General features: G+C 32.9%; 25 protein-coding genes. All 25 read right to left on the reverse strand.

Annotation, left to right across the window (positions count from 1 at the left end; genetic code table 11):
* Positions 1 to 54: 54 nt before the first annotated feature.
* The 25 genes from EHR01_RS19360 to EHR01_RS12410 all read right to left on the reverse strand — a co-directional run bounded on the left by EHR01_RS19360 (position 55) and on the right by EHR01_RS12410 (position 21,727).
* A complete protein-coding gene (locus tag EHR01_RS19360) occupies positions 55 to 414 on the reverse strand; it encodes a hypothetical protein (protein ID WP_244310101.1) in 360 nt (119 codons plus the stop codon).
* 212 nt (positions 415 to 626) lie between these two features.
* Positions 627 to 1,025 carry a type II toxin-antitoxin system death-on-curing family toxin gene (locus EHR01_RS12290; protein WP_135695045.1) on the reverse strand — a complete coding sequence of 133 codons (399 nt, stop codon included), beginning with the start codon at positions 1,023 to 1,025 and terminating at the stop codon, positions 627 to 629.
* Positions 1,025 to 1,237, reverse strand: coding sequence for an AbrB/MazE/SpoVT family DNA-binding domain-containing protein (locus EHR01_RS12295; protein WP_100745171.1), 213 nt, complete (start codon positions 1,235 to 1,237; stop codon positions 1,025 to 1,027). The genes EHR01_RS12290 and EHR01_RS12295 overlap by 1 nt, the downstream gene beginning before the upstream one ends.
* A 372-nt stretch (positions 1,238 to 1,609) precedes the next feature.
* A complete protein-coding gene (locus EHR01_RS12300; RefSeq protein ID WP_135695046.1) occupies positions 1,610 to 2,011 on the reverse strand; it encodes a type II toxin-antitoxin system VapC family toxin in 402 nt (133 codons plus the stop codon).
* Positions 2,011 to 2,247 (reverse strand): type II toxin-antitoxin system Phd/YefM family antitoxin, encoded by a 237-nt coding sequence (locus EHR01_RS12305; RefSeq protein WP_135695047.1) that lies wholly within the window; start codon positions 2,245 to 2,247, stop codon positions 2,011 to 2,013. The genes EHR01_RS12300 and EHR01_RS12305 overlap by 1 nt, the downstream gene beginning before the upstream one ends.
* A 248-nt stretch (positions 2,248 to 2,495) precedes the next feature.
* Positions 2,496 to 3,281: a hypothetical protein gene (locus EHR01_RS12310; protein ID WP_135695048.1), complete on the reverse strand. Its 786-nt coding sequence runs from the start codon at positions 3,279 to 3,281 to the stop codon at positions 2,496 to 2,498.
* A gap of 227 nt (positions 3,282 to 3,508) precedes the next feature.
* A complete protein-coding gene (locus EHR01_RS12315) occupies positions 3,509 to 4,192 on the reverse strand; it encodes a hypothetical protein (RefSeq protein ID WP_135695049.1) in 684 nt (227 codons plus the stop codon).
* 217 nt (positions 4,193 to 4,409) lie between these two features.
* Positions 4,410 to 4,805, reverse strand: coding sequence for a type II toxin-antitoxin system tRNA(fMet)-specific endonuclease VapC (gene vapC, locus EHR01_RS12320; RefSeq protein ID WP_135695090.1), 396 nt, complete (start codon positions 4,803 to 4,805; stop codon positions 4,410 to 4,412).
* Positions 4,805 to 5,038: a type II toxin-antitoxin system antitoxin VapB gene (vapB, locus tag EHR01_RS12325; protein WP_135695050.1), complete on the reverse strand. Its 234-nt coding sequence runs from the start codon at positions 5,036 to 5,038 to the stop codon at positions 4,805 to 4,807. The genes vapC and vapB overlap by 1 nt, the downstream gene beginning before the upstream one ends.
* Positions 5,039 to 5,278: 240 nt before the next feature.
* Complete coding sequence (locus EHR01_RS12330) at positions 5,279 to 6,319, reverse strand: tetratricopeptide repeat protein (protein ID WP_135695051.1); 1,041 nt, start codon at positions 6,317 to 6,319, stop codon at positions 5,279 to 5,281.
* 214 nt (positions 6,320 to 6,533) lie between these two features.
* Positions 6,534 to 7,331, reverse strand: a complete 798-nt coding sequence (locus tag EHR01_RS12335; RefSeq protein WP_135695052.1) for a PDDEXK family nuclease — start codon at positions 7,329 to 7,331, stop codon at positions 6,534 to 6,536.
* A 183-nt stretch (positions 7,332 to 7,514) separates the two neighbouring features.
* Entirely contained in the window at positions 7,515 to 7,919 is a 405-nt protein-coding gene (locus tag EHR01_RS12340) for a helix-turn-helix domain-containing protein (protein WP_135695053.1), read from the reverse strand.
* The gene (locus EHR01_RS12345; protein ID WP_135695054.1) at positions 7,920 to 8,219 is read right to left on the reverse strand and encodes a type II toxin-antitoxin system HigB family toxin; all 300 of its coding nucleotides are present in this window, start codon (positions 8,217 to 8,219) and stop codon (positions 7,920 to 7,922) included. It lies immediately after the preceding gene.
* A gap of 288 nt (positions 8,220 to 8,507) precedes the next feature.
* Positions 8,508 to 10,583: an ATP-binding protein gene (locus EHR01_RS12355; RefSeq protein WP_135695056.1), complete on the reverse strand. Its 2,076-nt coding sequence runs from the start codon at positions 10,581 to 10,583 to the stop codon at positions 8,508 to 8,510.
* A 209-nt stretch (positions 10,584 to 10,792) separates the two neighbouring features.
* Positions 10,793 to 11,713 carry a DUF2971 domain-containing protein gene (locus EHR01_RS12360; RefSeq protein WP_135695057.1) on the reverse strand — a complete coding sequence of 307 codons (921 nt, stop codon included), beginning with the start codon at positions 11,711 to 11,713 and terminating at the stop codon, positions 10,793 to 10,795.
* A gap of 567 nt (positions 11,714 to 12,280) precedes the next feature.
* Positions 12,281 to 13,489, reverse strand: a complete 1,209-nt coding sequence (locus EHR01_RS12365) for a HEPN domain-containing protein (protein WP_135695058.1) — start codon at positions 13,487 to 13,489, stop codon at positions 12,281 to 12,283.
* A 221-nt stretch (positions 13,490 to 13,710) separates the two neighbouring features.
* A complete protein-coding gene (locus EHR01_RS12370; protein WP_135695059.1) occupies positions 13,711 to 14,004 on the reverse strand; it encodes a nucleotidyltransferase domain-containing protein in 294 nt (97 codons plus the stop codon).
* Entirely contained in the window at positions 13,997 to 15,148 is a 1,152-nt protein-coding gene (locus EHR01_RS12375; RefSeq protein WP_135695060.1) for an HNH endonuclease signature motif containing protein, read from the reverse strand. Before EHR01_RS12375 ends, EHR01_RS12370 begins: the two co-directional genes overlap by 8 nt.
* A 243-nt stretch (positions 15,149 to 15,391) precedes the next feature.
* Positions 15,392 to 15,853 (reverse strand): hypothetical protein, encoded by a 462-nt coding sequence (locus tag EHR01_RS12380; RefSeq protein WP_135695061.1) that lies wholly within the window; start codon positions 15,851 to 15,853, stop codon positions 15,392 to 15,394.
* Positions 15,854 to 16,223: 370 nt separating this feature from the next.
* Positions 16,224 to 16,757 carry a hypothetical protein gene (locus EHR01_RS12385; protein WP_135695062.1) on the reverse strand — a complete coding sequence of 178 codons (534 nt, stop codon included), beginning with the start codon at positions 16,755 to 16,757 and terminating at the stop codon, positions 16,224 to 16,226.
* A gap of 539 nt (positions 16,758 to 17,296) precedes the next feature.
* Positions 17,297 to 18,478 carry a hypothetical protein gene (locus tag EHR01_RS12390; RefSeq protein ID WP_135695063.1) on the reverse strand — a complete coding sequence of 394 codons (1,182 nt, stop codon included), beginning with the start codon at positions 18,476 to 18,478 and terminating at the stop codon, positions 17,297 to 17,299.
* A 605-nt stretch (positions 18,479 to 19,083) separates the two neighbouring features.
* The gene (locus EHR01_RS12395; protein WP_135695064.1) at positions 19,084 to 19,530 is read right to left on the reverse strand and encodes a PIN domain-containing protein; all 447 of its coding nucleotides are present in this window, start codon (positions 19,528 to 19,530) and stop codon (positions 19,084 to 19,086) included.
* A gap of 2 nt (positions 19,531 to 19,532) precedes the next feature.
* The gene (locus EHR01_RS12400) at positions 19,533 to 19,832 is read right to left on the reverse strand and encodes a type II toxin-antitoxin system Phd/YefM family antitoxin (protein ID WP_135695065.1); all 300 of its coding nucleotides are present in this window, start codon (positions 19,830 to 19,832) and stop codon (positions 19,533 to 19,535) included.
* A 542-nt stretch (positions 19,833 to 20,374) separates the two neighbouring features.
* Positions 20,375 to 20,794, reverse strand: a complete 420-nt coding sequence (locus EHR01_RS12405) for a hypothetical protein (protein WP_135695066.1) — start codon at positions 20,792 to 20,794, stop codon at positions 20,375 to 20,377.
* A 216-nt stretch (positions 20,795 to 21,010) separates the two neighbouring features.
* Positions 21,011 to 21,727 carry a hypothetical protein gene (locus EHR01_RS12410; RefSeq protein ID WP_135695067.1) on the reverse strand — a complete coding sequence of 239 codons (717 nt, stop codon included), beginning with the start codon at positions 21,725 to 21,727 and terminating at the stop codon, positions 21,011 to 21,013.
* Between the last annotated feature and the right edge of the window lie 353 nt (positions 21,728 to 22,080).

Consider the following 22,080-nt stretch of genomic DNA (forward strand, 5'->3'; position numbering starts at 1 on the left):
TTATGTAATCTATTCTTTCCGATTCAATTTTATGTTTTAATGAATCGATTGTGCCTATATATTTTTTTCAATTTCAGATATTGTTGCCATATCTTGTTCTTGCCAATTTTTTCGAAAATAATTTCTCGAGGCAAGGGTAAGTGTTTTTATAAATTCTGAGTATGGTTCGGAGATTAATTTCAAAATTGGCGTCAAGATTACATAAATTAATGAATAGATAGCAGGTTTAGTTATTTCAAAACTGTTATTTATTAAAAATTGGTCAATCGATGATAGGCTATCGCCTTGAATTAATTTATAAAAGAAACGCCAGTTGAAAGTAATAAAGAAAATCGAATATGAAAACAATATTGGATTAGAAAGTCTTTCATAAAGTTTGCCTTTAATAGTATCTATTAATTCTTCAAAATTCATAATGTTACTCTTGTTTAAATTAATTTGCGTATGTCGCATAACGAACTAGACTAACCGACGTAGGCTGGCCCTGAGTCCCGGAACGGGACGTTAGGGATTGGCACGACGCTTGCGTAAGCAAGAGGAGTGACAAAAGCCTATGTGTCGTAGACCGAACGAGGGCTTGTCCCGAAGTAAAGCGGTTAGTTGCTGTTATACGACGTAGCCTATTGCTAGATATTAAGCTGTGCTAGAGATTCTAAAGTTTTCTTAATCTCTTCTAATTTGAATTTTCCTTCTGCGACACCGATGACGAAGTCATACAAAATTTCATTCGGATCAAGGATATCATATCCATTAATATCGAGAAAGACTAGTGAAGAAGCTAATGCTACTCTTTTGTTTCCATCTAAAAAAGGATGATTTTTACAGAGATAAAATAAGTACGCGGCAGCTTTATCAAATAGAGACGGATGTAAACTTACACCATCAAAAGTAGTCATTGGTTGGTTAATTGCCGATTCTAAGAGTCCATGATCTCGGATTTCAGCAGCTCCGCCATACAATTCAATTTGATTTTTATGTATAAGAATTACGTCCTCAATAGAGAGGAAGATAGTATCATCCAGCATTATTGAGCTAGTTTTTTGAGTGTTTTACCGTGAGCTTTATTAATCTTTTCAAGAGATTTAGAAATACTTTTTTCTATAGGTTTGATGATCAATGATTTCCCGTCAGTAGTAACTTCAAGAGTAGAGTTTTGGTCAATTTTTAGTAGTTCAAGAATAGGTTTCTCGATAACTAAAGCGGAGCTGTTCCCATGTTGCACAAGTTTTTTTAACATATTGACCCTGTATTAACAATGTTATAACATTGTATAATCAATTTCAATCAAAAAAAGTATCTATTTTTGAATTAGGAGACTGATTAGATTCTACAAAAAGTAGGCTTTGGGATTAAATTGAAACCGTTAGTTTTCTTATCTTATATGCTTTTTACTGATGATTTTTGATTTTATGAATCAATTTTTAGGCTATGTCGTATAACGAACTAGACTAACCGACGTAGGCTGACCCTGAGTCCCGGAACGGGACGTTAGGGATTGGCACGACGCTTGCGTAAGCAAGAGGAGTGACAAAAGCCTATGTGTCGTAGACCGAGCGAGGGCGTAAGTCCCGAAGTGAAGTGGTTAGTCGCTGTTATGCGCTGTGGGTAACTAAGACCAAATAGTTTTTAATCCAGATATTTTATATTTCTTTATTTCCGAATCTTTAGAAATAAAAGTTAGTTTTCTTGTAATACATTGCCAAATTAACATTCGATCAAATGGATCCTTATGAAAATCTTCCTTTAAGTTATGGTAGGAAGAAGCTTCTTCCTGATTCAGTTCAATTATGGTTATGTTTAATTTTTCGAGAAGTTTTGGAATATCCTCTGGTTTAAATCCAGAAAGTTTTAGTTTACCTAGTCTGAATTTTAAGGAAATTTCCCATAACGAAATTACACTAACGAAAATTTGATTTTCTTGATCTTGAACTATTGTAGTGATTTTTTTACTTAATTGTTTTGAATCACCGATGACCCAAAGCAAAGCATGAGTATCTAAAAGGAATCTCATTAAATGTTTAGGAATTCTTCTTCTGAAATGGAAAATTCCTTATCAAAAGAAATTTTAACTTTTCCATCAAGAATGCCAATTTTTCTCTTAGCATCAGTTTTTTGGTTAATAGGAACAATCATAGCGATAGTTTTTTTGTTTTTTCCAAAAAGAATGGCAACTTTCTCTCCTTTTTTAACATATTCAAGAACTTCGGAAAAGTGGGATTTAAGTTCGCCAACGGCATAAGATTTCATACGCCTTTTAGCTTACCTTATGTTGACAAGTTGTCAAGATAAAATCTTTTTAATATGAGTATAAATTTTTACCCATTTCGCATAACGAACTAGGCTTACTGAAGTTGTCCGACCCTGAGTCCCGAACGGGACGTTAGGGACTGGCACGTAGCTTGCTGATGCAAGCGAGTGACAGGAGGACAATTTGGCGTAGCCCAAGCGAGGACTTGTTCCGAAGCGAAGCAGTAAGCCGATGTTATGCGACGTGATTAATTGTTAACCCTTTCCGACCAGTATCCGGTCTTTTTTTCAAAATCCAAATCTATTTTTGCTTTGAATTTATGATAATCAGATTTTTCTAAATCGGATTCGAAGTCAGGAAATTCCCAGTATGCATAGAGCATACAGTAATTCCTAGTAAAGAAATCCTTTTTATGTAAATGTTTACCAACAATCACATTTGAAGAATAATATTTTTTCCCTTCTGCATTTATATTTTCAATTAAATAACCATTCACAAATCCATAATATTTTGCATCATGCCAGTAATTCATGCCTGAAATTTCGTTAGTTGTATCAAGTGATTTTGGTGTATAGGGTTGTGCTTTTAAGACTTCTTTTGAAGTAAGTGGTAAGAAAATAGTTTTTCCGCCAATATTATCAGTATGAATAATAGTTTTATAAATTAATCGATTTTTGTAAAAGTAAAAAGCTGCAGTCATTCTTTCTGATGTATGATATGAAATCGAATTGGAATTGCGTATAATGGTTGAATTTCCACCATTAAAATTTACCATTTTATCTATTGGAATATAGTTTAAATAAGAAATTCTTTTAGGTAGAACACGATTAAAGGAAAATCTTTCTCTGAAATATTTATTTCCTATCAATTTGTATAATTGGTCTTCGGTAATTCCATATTCGATTTTTGTTATTAAGTTAGGAGGGATAAAGTATTCAGTATCTGGAAAAAGTTCATCTTTTTCATTGGATACGAATACATTCCTATCTTCCAGGTTAATAGAAAGATCCTTGCCTAATTTATGATCTGTCAATCGGCAAGAGAAAATTATAAACAATAATAAATGAAGGATTATTGAAATTTGCATTTTTTTCTTTTTTATATTAGATATCTTAATCATGTCGCATAACGAACTAGTCTTAACGAAGTTTCCCGCCCTGAGCCTGCGCAGTAGGCGTTAGGAGTAGCGGGAAATTTGCCGCAGGCCGAGTGAGGCCTTGTGCCGAAACGTAGCGGGAAGACGCTGTTATGCGCAGTTTTTCAGAGCCTACTTTTGGCTTTTATATTAAATTCAATTTCTTCATTATTTTGTATCACAAATTTTCCATTTTGAACTGAAAATTCGAATGATATAATGGACTTTCTAGGAGTAGTTATATTTAATTTATTTGTTCCATCATATTGAAATTCTTTTTTAAATTTGATTATGGATCTAGAACAAGTAACAAAATCATCTGACGTTTTTATAACATTTCTTTGATTAGGATAATAATCGTTTATAAGCAAAGGTCTTTCTAATGAGTAACTGTTTCCTTTTTTAATAAAGGAATATGGATAAATGTATTCTATTTTATCTATGTATTGTTGTGAATTAAGTGAATAATCATAAAGTGTTAAATCTAGCGATTTTTGTCTGAATTTGTCCTTATCAAAACATACTTCCGATAGAAGGAGAATATCATTCTCATTGATATTCTTTTCAAAATTTTCTTTAATTCCAGAATCTATAATATTGTTTGGATCTTGAAAGATGTATCTTTTGTTTTCATTTTCAATGTAGAAAACATTAAGTTGATAAAAATCAGTTCCATAAAATGAAGATTCTTCGAATTTCAAACCAGAATTTTTTCCTAAGCGATTATCTGAAGTTATTCCTGGAGAAATCAAAGTTAATGATTTGCAGGAGGAGATCATAATTATAATTGTTAAGAAAATTCTTTTCATATTTTCCTTATAAATTGATTTTTGAAAAATTGCGCATAACGAACTAGACTTACCGAAGTTCCCTGACCCTGAGTCCCGGAACGGGACGTTAGGGACTGGAACGACACTTGCGTAGGCAAGGGGAGTGCCAGAAGCCTATGTGTCGCAGACCGAGCGAGGGCGCAAGTCCCGAAGCGAAGCGGTTAGTCGCTGTTATACGCTGGCGGAAAGAATATAGTCAAATCCAATTTTCTAATTTTAAATTTTGAACTCTGATAAACTCTTTTGTATTATTCGAGACTAAAATTAGATTTCTAGAAATTGCTTGGGCAGCAATTTGAAGATCATATGGACCAATAATTTTACCAGTTTTTTCTAATGTAGCTCTAATGTATCCATAAACTTCTGCATCTAAGTCTGTAAAAGGAATGATATCAAAGGCAGATAAGAATTTAATTAGTGTAGTTTTGTTTTTTTCGTAATCTTTACTTTTAGCTGCACCGTATTCTAATTCGGCAACCGTAATGGAAGAAATATTAATCTGATATGGCTCAATAGATTTTATTTTTTGAACAACTGACTCTGGATTATTTTTAATAGAGTAAATGCAAATGTTAGTATCAATCAGATACATCAAAAATCTTCTCTGATTTGGTCTTCAGGTTGCAATCTTCCTTCCGACATAAAGTCATCAGAGAATTCATTAAGACTTTCTTCAAAAGCCTTCCAAGGGTCATTTTTAGGAAAAAGGAATAGTGTATTTCCAACTTTTTGTATATATAACTCTTTCTCTGATATTTGGTATTCCTTTGGAATTCGCACAGCCTGACTATTTCCACTAATAAAGACTTTTGATGCATGTGCCATATGTATATACTGGGGTATATACGGGAAAAGTCAATTTCTATTTTCTCAATGAAAATCTCTTTCCGCTTGCGTATAACGAACTAGGGGAGACGACGTTCCCTGACCCTGAGTCCCGACGGGACGTTAGGGACTGGCATGTAGCTTGCGTATGCGAGCGAATGCCAGAAGGGGAATGTGTCGGAGACCAAGCGAGGCCGTAGTGCCGAAGCGCAGCGTTTACATGCTGTTAGCCGCAGTTTTTTATTTACACAAAGAATTGATGAACGATCTGGCAGAAGGAATATGATCAAAATTGTAAAATCCTTCAGAATCGCGATCAACATTTTGAGATGAATATTTTAGAGATTCGGTCATGTCGTTGCATGCTTCTTTTCTGTTTTTCAATTGCTCGAGAAAATAGCCTCTAGAGTAATACAAAACGCCTAGGTTAGGTTTTATTTTAAGTGCATGAGTAAGATAAGAAGGGATTTCTTCATATTCCTTTCTTGCATTTAAAACTTCGATAATATTTGCGATAGCAGCGAAATTGTTTGGATTAATTTCGAATGCTTTTTTATAATCTGCGAAACCGCTGTCGTAATCTTTAAGTAGTTTGTATTTAATTTGTCCTCTATATAGGTATCCGATATCTTTTTTTTCTTTTGAATTATTAATTAGCCAATCGCAGTCAAGAATTGAGTCTTTGTGATTATTTAATGTAGTGTTTAAAGCAATTCTATCAACATGTAGTTGTTCAAGATTGTAATATTTATCATATTGTGGTTCATTTTCAATTTTTTGGATAGCTGCTGAAATATCATTTTTAGCTAAATCATATTTTCTAATTCGATTATAAGTCTTTGCTCTTTCTAGAATACTGTTTAAGAAATTTTCCGTAGATGAGTTCTTGTTATCAGTTGAAATACTTTTAGTATAGTCTTTTATAGCTAAATCAAAATTTCCTAAGTCATAGTTGCAAATTCCCATATAAAAATAAGCTTCATTAACTAATCTAAAATCGGAAATTGGTTTAGACTTAGTAACTGATTCAAGATTCTTAATACATTCTTTGTAATTTTGTTTTGTTTGACTTAAATATCCGGATGCAAATTTTCCATATATAGTATCAGGGTATGATTCTGAAAGGTGAACCATGTTTATATGAAATATACCTGTTTTTTGAATTCTCATAGCTAGTCCGGTATAGAAGATATCTTTTGGATCTTCTTCAATAGAATCAGCAGAAATTGCGTTTATTGATATTACGAATCCAATTATAATTCCTAAAATCCTTTTGTTCATTTTTTCCTGTCCTTAAAATTATTTAAAAAATTGCGGCTAACGAATTAGACTAACCGACGTAGGCTGTGCCCTGAGTCCCGGACGGGACGTTAGGGATTGGCACGACGCTTGCGTAGGCAAGAGGAGTGACAAAAGCCTATGTGTCGTAGACCGAACGAGGGCGCAAGTCCCGAAGTGAAGCGGTTAGTCGCTGTTATGCGAAGTATAGGCTTTTTTAATCACTTATAAAAGTGGACGCTGAAATATGTGTTAAATCGAGAAGAGCCATATGCTCTGATTCATATTTTTTCGCTAGATATATTCCTACTTCGCTTTGATTGTTTCGATCAATATCACAATCTGCTAAATAAATTATTGATTTTGACTCCAAATCAATAGGGTCAATGGCCCCGCGTGAAAATGATTTTCGTAATTCAGATTTATTAAAAGCATCATATTTGTTTGAAAAAGGGTTTAAGTATAGCAATGCTCTGTCATTCCAGTGAATAATAGTTCCATCAAGAAAGTCTTTATATTTAAAGAAAGCACTATGATCGCAAAAATAACATTCCCTTGATTCAGATGCTGGTAATTTTATTGCAGTTCGAATCCCTAGTAAGGAACATTTAAATAATGCGGCTTGGTATTCTGGTTCACGACCTGCGCATTCTAACCAAAGAACATTAAAGGAACCTTTCTGATCTAATTCTTTAATCTGTTCAACGCCTTTGGATATTATATTTGTATATTTATTCTTTCTATTTATCTGATTTGATTCAATGAAGATTCTGGAAGCTTCAATCTCGGATTTTATATTTTCTAAATATTCTTTATCATCAATTTTTGTTTTAATTTCTAAAATAGTTTTTTCTTCTTTTTTTATTATTACTAGATCAGGTGTCTTTTCATTGGATTCTGGAATTTCTTCCACTTCAAATTCTTTTGTGTTAAAGAATGCTTTTACCAAATTTTTGATATTTTGATCATTATGCATATTTTTAATTATTGAGATGATTTTGCCTATATTTCGCATAACGAACTAGACTTCCCGAAGTTCCCTGTAGCCGAGCCTCTGAAGGAGGCGTTGGCGTCGGCGCGACTTCTTGCCGGGCAAGAAGCGTGCCGGAAGGGAATTTGCCGCAGGCCGAGTGAGGCCTTGTGCCGAAACGTAGCGGGAAGACGCTGTTATGCGAAGTTTTCGGGCTTGTTGTATGAATTACGCCACGGACGGCGTTCTTTTTCTTCCTGTCTTAGTCGTTTTGACTTTGTATTCTTTCACAAGAATGTCTGTAGGAATTCCTAGATTTTGATTAATTGTTCTAATCATTTCCAAAGTTAGCTTTCTTTTTCGATTTAAGATTTCAGTGGCACGACTTCTTCCGCCGATGAGATTCCCTAAGTCGACACTTTTCATATTCATGTCATCCATAACAGATTTTAATGCTTCAATTGGATCCGGATCTTCAATCGGGTAGTGTTTAGTTTCATAAGCATCAACTAAAGTAATTAGAACATCTAATTTATCGTATTCAGGAGTATTTTTCTTAGCATCCCAAAGTTTTTCAATCTCAGATAGGGCTTCTAAGTGATCTTTTTGATTTTTAATAGGTTTAATGTTCATTTAAATCACCTCAGCATTGATTTTATCGTATTGTTCGTGAGTTCCTACAAATCTAATGAAAACAGTTTGTAAATTGTAATGAACCTTCACAATAAGCCTGTATTTGTTTCCATGTATATTGAAAACGATTCTATTATCTTTAAGGAAACTAGCATTTCTATATTTTTCTTTGATATCAGAAGGAGATTTCCAACTAGCTCTGGAAGTGTCTTTAAACCAAACTTCAATAGGGATTTTAGAGTCTGAGTATTTAGGACTGGAGTAAAAATCCCTTAAAATCTTTCTTGAAATGACCCTCACAAACCAAGTAAAGCTTGTTCCCGAATTGGTAACAACAACTTTTTATCTTTTCCAGCGAGCACGGACGCTTGCAACTTTATTAAATTAAAGCGCCCGGAAATTTTCGCATAACGAATTAGACTAACCGACGTAGGCTGTGCCCTGAGTCCCGGATGGGACGTTAGGGATTGGCACGACGCTTGCGCAAGCAAGAGGAGTGACAAAAGCCTATGTGTCGTAGACCGAGCGAGGGCGTAAGTCCCGAAGCGAAGCGGTTAGTCGCTGTTAGCCGCAGTAATTGAGTTATCTCTAGATTTTTCCGGTTTTTAGAAATGATATACCAGAATTTGATATACGAAAATGAGTCTTACCCTTAGAAGTTGTTCTATCGATTAGCTTATGTTTTACCAGTTTACTATTTTTATTTGTACTTTGGCTAATAGATTGATATGACCTATCTAAATCACTACCTAATAGTGTTGCTGTTTGCGGACTCTTTGAATTTAGCGATATAAGAATATCGAACTGATTTTTTGGAATTTTAAAAGATTCTGTAATTTTTTTATGTTCAATTTGGCTAATTACTGATTTTATTTTTATTAATTTACTTTTACAAGTGAGACAACCATACTTTTGTAGAATTCCCTTTTCCTCAATATTGAATTCTGCTGAACAATTTTCACAAATTATTTTTTTAGAGCCATTCATCCATTCTCTAATCAGTTTCTCGAAATCGAAGATTCGCTCAATTCTAAACTTTCGATTACTACCATTATCAAAGATTATATTGTTATCAATACAAAGGCCATAGTTTAGAACGTAAACACTTATATCGTCGCCATCTCTATGTTTTTGCTCCGAAAATTTGGAAATATAAAAATTAAATTCCAATGTTTTTACAATATCTTCCAATTGTTTGGGAAAATACAGATAATTCGAAGGCGCTGTATTTGCATTAAAATCTTTAAATATGTTCGATGTTGACTTTCCAATATGTTTTTTGTTTTCTATAGCTTTCTGAATAATTAAATTCAGCAATTTAGCTAAATGAAATTGTTCAAAAGATTCATCGTAGCTTTTGTATTCAATTGATTCATTCTTTTTTAATATATATTCAATATCATTCTTATCGTGCTGCCTAGCTGATTCTTGAAGTATTTTTCTGTTAATTTTTGTTGTTAAACTATTTGTTTTTTGCAATGCAATTTCTAGGATTTTTCCAAGTATTCTTGGAACATTTGCACTGATTTGGAAAAGTAATTTATAAAGATCTTTGGGAGTATTCTCTTTATCTATATGAAATATAGAATATATGTTGAATTTTTCGCCAAAATAATATTTAAATCTTTTCTCTAAAAGTCTCTCCGTATAGGCGATAGCTTGTTCTTCTACCTTTTCGGAATTATTCAGTGAATATAATTCATAATAATCCAGATTAAATGTTTTTACTTTCTGCCTGTCAATACCAGGTAAATAATCCCTACCTGGGTAAAGTGATATTTTGAATTTATAATATTCATCAGATAAATTGTTTAGAGGAGCCACAATGAACTTTATGAATATTTCGAGTGAATCTTTATCAATTTCAGAAACATCATCTAAACAGATTGAAACATCCTTTATAGGAATTTTCGATAATAATATTTTTAAATCATTCATAAACTTGATTATATTAAAATATCTTGATAGGATAGATGTAAACTCATCACTCTTTAACATTTCACTTGATTCACCAGCCTTAATGCTTGTTTTTAAATGCGGATTTTTTAGTTCTAGACTCGCATCTAAAGTTACTAAATTATCCTCTTTTGAGCTTTGTTTTGTTTTTGAAGCGATTTGTTGAGAATCAGTGATGTTTTGAAATGTTGGTTTGATAGTTTCCTTGAAAAGATTTTCCAATTCTTCATCAAATTTGTTCTTTGTAATTCCTTGTGTACTGAAAAGATTTATTATCGGATTATTAAATATATTTTTCTTTATTTCAGCATTTATTTCGGTTATAACTTTTTCTATGAAAGCAATATATAAGTTTAATCTTTCTAAATTTCTTTGGCTCAACCCAAGGCTGTTTAAATTTGTTTGAAAGGATGTTTTTTTTGCCTGCTCGAATAATGCATTAACGTCAATATAAAGGGAGATTCGATCATTTGTTTTTCTAATTTCGTGTTGAAATCTGTTTATGATTGTGGATTTCCCAGTTCCTTTTCGACCAATCAAAAGTACTGTATTTTTTTTCATCATTGATTTTAAAATTAGATCATTTTCAAGAGGATCCACGTATAAACTTTCAATCAATGATTCGGATGTGGATTCATCAATAATTTCTGCTCTGCGATATCTACTAAGAGAATCAACTACGTTTAAAAAAATATTTGTATTATCCATATTATTATCCTATTCTGAAGTTTTTCAATTATTGCGGCTAACGAACTAGTCTTCCCGAAGTTCCCTGTAGCCGAGCCTACGAAGTAGGTGTTGGCGTCGGCGCGCCTTCTTGCGAAGCAAGAAGCGTGACGGAAGGGAATTTGCCGTAGGCCGAGTGAGGCCTTGTGCCGAAACGTAGCGGGAAGACGCTGTTATGCGACGTCTGGTTATTAAAATTTTAACGTATTAAATTTAGTATCCCTGATTCCTTTTAGTATGGAACCGATATTTTGATTTATTAATGCATCCAGATTTTTTTTAAAAATATGATTTTCGTCGGATGAGCGCGAATTTGGTCCAACTATTATCTCTTCTATTGCATGTTCATATTCTACATTAGGTAGGTTTCTGAAGATAGGTAAATTTACATATTTGTAAAAATAATTACTATTTAAGCCCATTATAATTCTATTTTCTGAATCATGATTATGTGGATTTCTTAATACGAGTCTAACTTCATTTTCGGCTTCGAATTGTGGGTTTTTTATAAAAGGAACGAATATATGAATCAATTGAAAGAATTTTTCTTTTATTAAAGTTAATTCAGATTCTTGAATATTTTCTATTTTTGTTATAAATAAGTTTGTAACTTGATTAAGAATTAAATATTGTTCAGATTCCTTATAAATACAATGTAAGAGCTCAGCACCTTCATTTGCTCCATATTCAGCTATAAATGCTTTTGTGAATATTAATGCGTATGCGTCATTGAAAGAGGTATAGCTTCTCCATAAAAATAAATCATCAATATTTTTGGAAAAACTTACAATAAATATTTCTGGATATTCCTTTTGTTTAATTTTTATTAGTAGTTCAACTTTAATATTTTCAATTAATTTTGAAATTATTTCATTTTCGGATTTTATATTTTCAAAAATTTCAAAAAAGATTTTGTATGCTCTTATGATTTCACTTAAATCGTTTAAATTTGAAACATGGTTTGCTCTTAAATACTTGGATTGTAAGATACCATTTACTCCGATTCCTTTGGTATAGTGGCAAAGAGGAGAAAAATCTTTGTAGTATAGATCTTGTGATTCTGCTACCTGGAAGACTATTTCCATTATATCTGAATTATCTAGTTTAGTCATAAATTTTAGCTTTTATTCCCAGATGTCGCATAACGACCAAAGCTAACCGAAGTTCCGTGTAGCTGAGCCTCTGCAAGAGGCGTTAGCTTGACACGGAATTTGCCTTTAGGCCGTAGCGAGGGTCCCACAAGTAACGAACTTCCTCAGAAGTTCGGGACGCAGTGGAAAAGATCCCGAGCGTAGCGGTTAGCGGATGTTAATTGCAGCTGGTCCGTATTCAATCAAGTTTCTATCGCAAGCCAACACTTTCGAGCGCAAATTTTCTCTTATTTCTTAGAAAGAAGAAATCATTTAAGACGCGTAAATGGAGTAACACAGCGTTGTATTTCTTCTCGCTGAAATCGACAACACTCACATAAAAAATTTGCGCGTTTTCTTCTACTGATTGACCAATTGCAATTAACGAATTAGTGTAAACGACGTTCCCCGACCCTGAGTCCCAGCGGGACGTTAGGGACTGGCATGTAGCTTGCGTATGCGAGCGAATGCCAGGAGGGGAATGTGTCGCAGACCAAGCGAGGCCGTAAGTGCCGAAGCGCAGCGTTTACATGCTGTTATACGCCGTGATTAATTTCCGAATTTTTTTTCTAAAACTAATTCCAATAATTCTTTTTCATTTTTAAATAGATTTTTATTATTAATAAGATAAGTTAATAATTCAGCGTAAATTGAGAGTGCATTGTTATAGTCAAGTTCGCTTAGTTTTGTTCCTGATCCATGCGCCAACTTTCCCCTTTCATCATATAGATGTTTCATTAAGTTGTAGTAGTATTTTTTTCCTTCTGCGTTTTGGCCAAGGATAAAGGCAACTGACTCCGAAATATAGCTTACTATCGAATTCCCTTTTTGCTTTGGAATGAGCGTCTCTATTGCAATAATTATATTTAAAATTTTTGTTTCAAATGAAAAAGAAATATTTGCATTACTTGCCCATAAAATTGAATGTTTTATTTTATCATCAGGATAATTCATTTTTTTACCTGATAAATAATCTGAGTATATTCTTATTATTGGTTCATAAATATTACTCAAAAGAACATCGTTTAAATATAATGTTTTACCTCCAAATAGAGGGATTGAAAAGTTAGCAGTAGCTTGAGAAACATCTATTTTATTATGGTGAATATTAATTTGCGAAACTCCAGGCAGAAAACAAATTCCATCATTGGGGTTACATTCAAACAAACTTATTAAATTGCATACTCGTAGTAAGGCAGCAAATTTCTCTTGAGCATTTTCAATAACCAATTCTCGTTCGCGCTTTGCCTTATATCGTAGAACTAAAAAATCACCAGTTTTTAATAAGTATTTTTCATTTTCTGCTATAAGTTTCTTTTTCTGATCTTCACTATATTTTGTATTAACTGAAACGACTTTATGTATTGATTGCAATATTACTTTTCTCAAATTCTCATTGTATTCCTCAATATCACAGTCGAAAAGAGATATAGGTGAAGAAATTTTACCTCCGGAAAACGGAAGAAAGACTTCGGTAACAATAAATTCTTGCCTATCATATTCGATCATATGATTGATAAAGTCTTCTGGGTTTCTAGGATTTTGTTCTCTTTTTGCTTCTAGAAGATATTTTGTTAGTTGTTTATCTAGGAATTTTTTCGATGAATTTTTACCCGCAATTTCATTTTTAGATAAGAACTTTAGTATTTCATTCTTTAGTTTGATTTTTTCTGCCGTATTTATGCTTAGAAAAATACCTTCGTCACTCTTAATAATTTCTATTAATTTTAATAGGTTTTTAATCGCTATTTCTTTCATTTTAAAAGAATTTTTAATCATGGCGTATAACGAACTAGTCTTCCCGAAGTTCCCTGTAGCCGAGCCTCTTTAGGAGGCGTTGGCGTCGGCGCGTCTTCTTGCGAAGCAAGAAGCGTGCCGGAAGGGAATTTGCCGTAGGCCGAGTGAGGCCTTGTGCCGAAACGTAGCGGGAAGGCGCTGTTATGCGAAGGTCTTTTATGTTATATTTGATCATAGTATTTCTATTTTACTTTTAATGGATTTGGATTCAATTTTTTAAGAAAACCAGTTTCGGCTTCTTCTTTTATACTTAAGGCGATGAAACTGAATGGTTTTTCCTGAAAATAGCTAAATTCTTTTTTTATATATCTAAATTCCGTTAAAAGTTGGTTGGAATATTCAGAATAAAGTAATAGAACATCAATATCATTTGGTTTCTTATTTTCTTTCAATATTGAGCCAAAAATAAAAATATGTTCGAAAGATTTGAATAAGACTATTTTTTCAGTAAATTGATCAACTATAGTTTTAATCATTTTTTAGTGAATTTATATATTTAACATAGTCATCGATAGTTAAAAGGTTTACTTTCATTTTTTTTGCCAAATCATATGCTTCTTCGGAAATACAAGAAGAGCCATTCCAATTGTGTAAATTTACAACAAGAGTATTTTTTGTAGGTGATAGACTTTGCAATTCAAGTTTACTTAGACAATATTCATAAATAAAGGTTATTCTAATATTTTCAATTTCTATTTCCCTTAGATTTTCATCTTTAATGAAGCTAAAGTTAAAACCCCTTGATTTTAGAATTTTGAGTGCAAAATTAAGACTTGGTAATCGAACTCCAACTTTTTTAAAACTTTTATAATTTGAATAATATTGCCGTAAACGAGGCGTATCGTCTAAAAACAATCTAACAATTTCTTTATCTTCCTCAATTATTAAATAAGGATTATCTACTCCTAGTTTTATATCTTTGTATTTCCCAATTTTTTTTAGCTTTGTGATTAAGTCCTCTAAAGATTCTACGGATGGTAATAAGGTGTCTTTAATTGGTTCAATTCCAAATAATGAATTTATTTCTTCAGGAAAGAGTACAAACCTTGCCTTTTCATTTTCGGGTCGAGTTTTTTCAAATTCGTCTATATGTATCAAAAACGTATGAACTATATTTGCATTGGAATAATGACTGTTGTTATGATATTGAATTAAATCTAAGTTGTTGCTTAAAATTGTTTTTATTTTTTTATTGTTTGATAATATTGTTCCTTCAAATAAATCCCAGGTTTTTTTATGGTCATTGAGGAAATAATTTTCAAAAATAGTTTTATTTTCTAGGAGTAGAGGTTTTATTTTTTGGTTTAATTCTTCGAAAGTATGAAAATGCTTTGCAAACAATCTTTCTAATTCTATTTCACGAGTTTTTTTCCAATTTTTCACTTCCTCTGGTTTATGTGCAAAATTCTTATCAAAATCTGTATGACAGTTTGGACATAAAATAATCAGATTTTCATATGCATTATTTTCCGTCTTTGAATAGGGTTGGATATGAGCAATTTCTATGATATCTCCTGCTGTAGTAAATAAATGATTACTACAGTCTGGATTCATGCATCTACCCATGGATTCAGAATATATTCTTCTCTTTACATTTTCACTTATTCTTCTTCTTCCCACCTAAAGATTTCCTTTCTTAATGTAAATTTGTATCAAATTTAAAAGACTTTCGCATAACGAACTAGGGGAGACGACGTTCCCTGACCCTGAGTCCCGGCGGGACGTTAGGGACTGGCATGTAGCTTGCGAACGCAAGGCGAATGCCAGAAAGGGAATTTGCCGCAGGCCGAGCGAGGCCTTGTGCCGAAGCGAAGCGTTAAGGTGCTGTTATGCGAAGGTTCCGAGTTAACTTTATGATTGTCTTTATTTGCTTTCCAGTTTAATTGAATTTATCCATTCATCAAAAATATCTGATGGTCGTTTTGTCTTATGATTGGAAAAATGAAACTTATAATCCAATTTGATTTCTAGTTTATTTTCTTTTATATTGTATATAATTTTAATTTGAGTGGGAATTTCTCTATTATTTTGTTTAAATAAAGTTAATATATTATAGAGAATATCCAAATTTTTATTCAGTAATGTTGAAATATTACTATTGGAATTGTCTACCTTCTTTTTTAAAGCGTTGTTAACTTCATGCAATTCAACTATATTTTTATTTATTTTATAGAATACCCCTGTAGAAGAAACTTTTTGTTCCTCAGTTCCAAAAAAATAAATAACATCAGTTTCTTTCTCGTTATTTTTTATAAAATTGAAAGCTGTTTCAATTGCCTCTTTGCATAAACTTTGTAAATCAAGATCAAACTGAATTTTTTCCATTAGTAAACCTATTGTTATTTTTGATTAATTGTAAACGAAATTTATATATGTGATGTTTTCTTGAATAGATATTATATATGAATTCTATGCTTAAGAAGATTTTCTAGGAACTTTCGCATAACGAACTAGTCTTCCCGAATTTCCCTGTAGCCGAGCCTCCGTAGGAGGCGTTGGCGTCGGCGCGCCTTGTTGCGGAGCAAGAAGCGTGCCGGAAGGGAATTTGCCGCAGGCCGAGTGAGGCCTTGTGCCGAAACGTAGCGGGAAGGCGCTGTTATGCGAAGTCTTTTTTGTTTAAAAATTAAATTTTATTCTATTTTTTCTTTTTCAATTTTATTATATTAACTAAAAAAGAATTATATGGTTTTATTTCCTAATATGTAGGATTTGAATTTTCATAATATTCCATCAATTCAATGCAATAATTACATTCCTGGAGATCATAATCTATTTTCGTTTTTCCAAATAGAGAAATTTTGAATTGAGATTTGAAAATGTTTTTTAATTGTTTAATTTCTTTTTTCTTTAATTTTAATTCTGCTTTTTCGAACTTTGAGCCGTTTTTTAAAATTTTGTAATACTTTTCTAGAAAATCAAATTGGAATTCTATTTTTTCATTGTAGTTAGATATATAAACTTTTTTAAAGTCAATATATTCATTTCCATAATAGTTTATCGTTAATTTTAAATTATTTTGATCATTAAATTTACTTATGTATAATTGTATAGTTTTTGGATTTGAGGGATTAAAAAATTCGATATGAGTTATATCCTCAAATTTCTCTGAATTATTAAGAGTTTCTGATTTCCGAATTAGATTTTTATTATTTTCTAAGTAAGAATATCTATTAGGAAGTCCGGAGCATCCGATTAATAGTATCAAGAATAATGTGATTTGTTTTTTCATTGTATTTTTCCTAAATATTTTAAAAAGATTTCGCATAACGACCAAAGCTAACCGAAGTTCCGTGTAGCTGAGCCTCTGCAAGAGGTGTTAGCTTGACACGGAATTTGCCTTTAGGCCGTAGCGAGGGTCCCACAAGAACCGGACTTCCACAGAAGTCCGGGGTGCAGTGGAAAAGATCCCGAGTGGAGCGTTTAGCGGATGTTAATTGCAGTTGGTCCGTAATTAATGAAATTTCTATCGCAAGCCAACACCTTTGAGCGCAAATTTTCTCTTAATTCTTAAAAACACAAATCTTTTAACATGCGTAAATGGAGCAACACAGCCTTGTATTTCTTCTAGCTGAAATCGACAACACGCACATAAAAATTTGCGCGCTTTCTTATACTGTCTGACCAATTGCAATTAACGAACTAGTGTTAACGAAGTTTCCCGCCCTGAGCCTGCGCAGTAGGCGTTAGGATAGCGGGAAATTTGCCGAAGGCCGAACGAGGCCGTGAGTGCCGAAGTGAAGCGTTAAGACGCTGTTATGCGACGTTGTCTTACGGTTTTTCTAATAGAAATTTCATATGGTAAATTTCTTTAACATGATCATCTTCTGCCATAGCCATATTTAGAATAGAACTCTTATATGTTTTGCAAATTCCATTCTCATTTATTTCGGAAACAAAATTGTCTAATGTATTGTATATTAGCCAGCCTACTTTAATACATCCAGGATCCTCTGGCTCAATAAGAAACTGAATATTTTCTTTACCAACTAAAAATTCATTAATTTGCTCTTTCTTGGAATTGTAGAAACGCAAAGCATCTTTCTTTTTTCCATATGGAATTAATTCAATCGGAATTAAGGTTTCGGATTCAAATTGTAAATATCGAATTACAACTTCATTATTGTTATTAGATTTAGAATTTACTCCTTCAATACGATAAGTAGTATTTATATAGGATCCTGTTTTGATTTTTTTATGAGAAGTCATTATCCGTTTGAAGAATATTCTAGAATAGTTTTCTCCGTTTGAGAAACTAGAATTTGATACGCTCGGAACGGCGAAAAAATGGGATGAAATGGCTACTGGTATTTCATTTTCAGGTTCATATAAAAGATTTGGATTACCAGTTAATTGTGGTTCAAGATTGTTCTTGTGATTTTCATTGCCATAGATTTCGAAAAGTATTTGGTCATAGTAATGAAGAACAGGATGAAGTTCTTGGTTATATAAATGATTGTTTGCAGCATTATTAAATTTATTCGTTTTGTATTTGAAACCTTGAATATAGTAACTACTATCAAGCGTCATTTTAGAGATTTCTTTCTTTTTTTTAAATTGAACGTTAGAATCATAGATTTTGCCTATAGACCAAAATGATAGTATATTAGTCTGAATATCATCAGTATAAATACTGGAATCATCTTCCGATGGAACCCGAATTTCTAAGGACTGTTTTTCAATTAAGAATTTATTTTTTTCTTTTGTGCTGATTATCCTTTTAGTTTCTGAAGTACCTTTGATAGTTTTGAGTTTAGCAACGCCATCTGTGATTAATTCAGGTAAATGTATATATATATTTAATTTTGTATTTTTAATAGTTGGATATTTTACTAGTAAATTATTTTTTAATAAAAAATTTGAATTTATTTGGTTATCAGTATTTTGACTTACGGCGGATGTTATACAAAGACAAGCAAGTAGTGGAACTAGTCTGATTTGATTTTTTTTCATATATAAGTTTAGACAATGTCGCATAACGAACTAGGCTTCTCGAAGTTTCCTGTAGCCGAGCCTCCGAAGGAGGCGTTGGCGTCGGCGCGTTTTCTTGCGAAGCAAGAAACGTGACGGAAGGAAATTTGCCATTGGCCGAGCGCGGGCCCCGCGAAGAGTAGGACTTCAGCGTAGCGAAACAGAAGTCCGTAACGAGCGGATAAGGACCCAAGCGAAGCGAGAAACCGTTGTTAATTGCAGTTGGTCCGTATTTAATGAAATTTCTATCGCAAGCCAACAAATTCGAGCGCAAATTTTCTCTTACTTCTTGAAAAAGAACAAATCCTTTAAGACGCGTAAATGGAGTAACACAGCGTTGTATTTCTTTTCGCTGAAATCGACAACACTCACATAAAAAATTTGCGCGTTTTCTTCTACTGATTGACCAATTGCAATTAACGAACTAGACTAACCGACGTAGGCTGTTCCCTGAGTCCCGGATGGGACGTTAGGGATTGGCGCGACGCTTGCGTAGGCAAGAGGAGTGACAAAAGCCTATGTGTCGTAGACCGAACGAGGGCGAAAGTCCCGAAGTGAAGCGGTTAGTTGCTGTTATGCGTAGTGGGTTATTTACTAATATTCTTTGGTAAAATATTGAATTCAAATTTTTTTGCTACGGTACGAAATTTTTGATCTAACGTGCAAACGATTAAATTTTCTGAGATCATTTTTCGAAAGTGAATTGCTGTAGCTAAATGTGTAGCGTCGAGAGATTTTAATTCTAATATATTTTTATTCTTCTTTATTTCTGATTGAATGTCAAAGTCTACATTTTTTAAGCTAATTTGTGTCAGGAGTTCAGTTAAAATATTTTCAGATTCATTTAACCAAGTCTTGTTTAGTATTTTTTTATTTAAATTGAAGAAGAGATTAATTGATCTAAAAGATTCGATTTCTAATAAAATTGAACTAAATTTTTTATCATGAGAATTGAAAATTTCTAAACATTTATCATAATTTTCTTCAGAGTATAGGATGTTTAATAAGAAACTGCTATCAATATATAAGGCCAATATTAATTTCTCTCATCATTATAGATTGATTTCCAAGCTTTAGATATTTCTTCTTTTGAAAGACCTTTAATAACTCTAGATTTGGGCAATTTTACAGGTTTAAAACTTTTAGCCGGAATGAGAGAGTTATTTTCAGTAGCTTCTTTTATATATAAATCCGTTTTATTTTCATTTGGAGTAAATTTTTTAATTTCTGCAATAGGATTATTTCTATCAAAAATTAGAATTGTTTCTCCCTTTTTAACAAATTCAAGATAACTGCTTAAGTTATTCTTTAAATCTTTTATCCCGATAGACTTCATATAAAAATAGTAGTCACCGTGTCTACAAAGTCAAGTCGAATAATTGCTATTTCTACAGTTCTTTTTAGTTTAAATTTTAACCCATTACGCATAACGAACTAGACTTACCGAAGTTCCCTGTAGCTGAGCCTCCGTAGGAGGCGTTAGCATCGGCGCGTCTTCTTGCGGAGCAAGAAGCGTGACGGAAGGGAATTTGCTGCAGGCCGAGTGAGGCCTTGTGCCGAAACGTAGCGGGAAGACGCTGTTATACGACGTGCTAAAATTTTTATTTGAAATTTTTATAACAAATAACTCTTGTGCAATCGCTTAGGCACGAAGTTTTTATTTTCTGTGAAATATCAGAATCGACAGAATGTGTGAATAAGCTGAAAAACATAGCATAATTTGGAATGTCATTGCAACTTTCGTAACATTTCTTTTTTTCATCACAATCTTGAATCAAGTAGTTTCGATTAATTGAATAATCATACTCTGGTCTGAATTTTTCTTTAGCTAGTATCGTTGAATTATTAGAAGAAATAATAATGAATAATAAAAGAAATTTACGGGTTAATCTCACAGAGGTTTAATTCTCCCTTAGTTATTGAATCTTTAAGTAGAATAATTTTTTTCAGATCACATAATGTATCTTTAAATGTGTCAATTTTGGATAAAAGATCATCGGGTGTTTTTGGTTGAAAATTAAAGAGACTAATGTTTTTCATGCAAGTTTGAAAATCAGATTTATCATAATGAATATCTCTATGACATCTGAAATCGAAAGTTTCAAGGGTAAAAAGAAAATAGAAAGCCTGACTCGGGAAATATTCAGTGGTTTTCAAGAAAATCACGCTAGAATACTCTTTTTGTGCATCATTAATGCTAATAAGTGAATTGTCATTTATGCTTTGATTTTTTACACAATTCCAAAATAAGAAAACTAGCAGCAGCGTAATTAAAAAATTTGGTAATTTATTTTTCATAAATTTTTTCGTTTTTAGAATTAGTCTTTAGCATGTCGTATAACGAACTAGGCTTCTCGAAGTTCCCTGTAGCCGAGCCTCCGAAGGAGGCGTTGGCGTCGGCGCGTTTTCTTGCATTGCAAGAAACGTGACGGAAGGGAATGTGTCGCAGACCAAGCGAGGCCGTAAGTGCCGAAGCGCAGCGTTTACACGCTGTTATGCGTAGTTGGCACTAGCTTACGGTATTTTTTTTCCAATGTAAAGAAGGATGCGTCCAAAACAATTTTTAGGTTTTTTTCCTCGGTGGAAACGGTTGAACCAAAGTTTATAGTATGTCGGAGTTAGTCCTGCAAAAACAAAGAACAATGGAATAAAAATTCCTAGTATTAAAAGCTTAAAGTCTAACGTCTTTTGGAATTGGAATAGAAGTTTTGCATCTACTAAGAATATGTAGAATTGAAGATTTACTAAGAAAAGCATTATTAATACTATTCTAGTGATGACGGCATAATGGTTAGGCATCCAATTAAAATGATAAAAAGGAAATATTTTGAATGCCTGTTCTCCGCTGTATTTTTGAGGAAAAATAGCTAAGTATTGTTTCCTACTTTTTTTGTCTTTGAACATATCTAGTTCATTACGCAAGTTATTTAGAATCAGTTGGTCTCTTCGAAATGAAAATGACATTGCAGACACGAGCAGAACGACTCCATAACCGTAAAGAGCGGCTGCACAATTAGCAGCAGTGTAGATTAGTGAATTGTTTCCTATTGCTAATTTGTTTTCAGAACAAAATTTTCCGATTACATATCCAAGACCTCCCAATACAGTTGCTAGGGATACAGCTATTGTAATAAGCAATGTAAATTGAGTATTTTGGTTTATTGCAAATTGTTCATGAAATGAATGCGCAAAAGATTCTTTTAATTTTTCTATTGATTTGTTTTGTTTCACTTTATAATTCCAAATTTTTGTGCCAATTACGCATAACGAACTAGACTAACCGACGTAGGCTGTGCCCTGAGTCCCGGACGGGACGTTAGGGATTGGCACGACGCTTGCGCAAGCAAGAGGAGTGACAAAAGCCTATGTGTCGTAGACCGAACGAGGGCGCCAGTCCCGAAGTGAAGCGGTTAGTCGCTGTTATGCGAAGTAAAACATGTATTCAATATATTTTCTTATTAATACTTAGTAGAGCTTTATATTTATTAGCAATCATAATCAGAATCACTTCATTTGTCATTGAATCGAATTTCTTCAGATTTGAATAGGGAATTGGATCAAGAAAAGCAGCAAAATCTGAATTA

The organism is Leptospira mtsangambouensis (assembly GCF_004770475.1).
GTDB lineage: Bacteria > Spirochaetota > Leptospiria > Leptospirales > Leptospiraceae > Leptospira_A > Leptospira_A mtsangambouensis.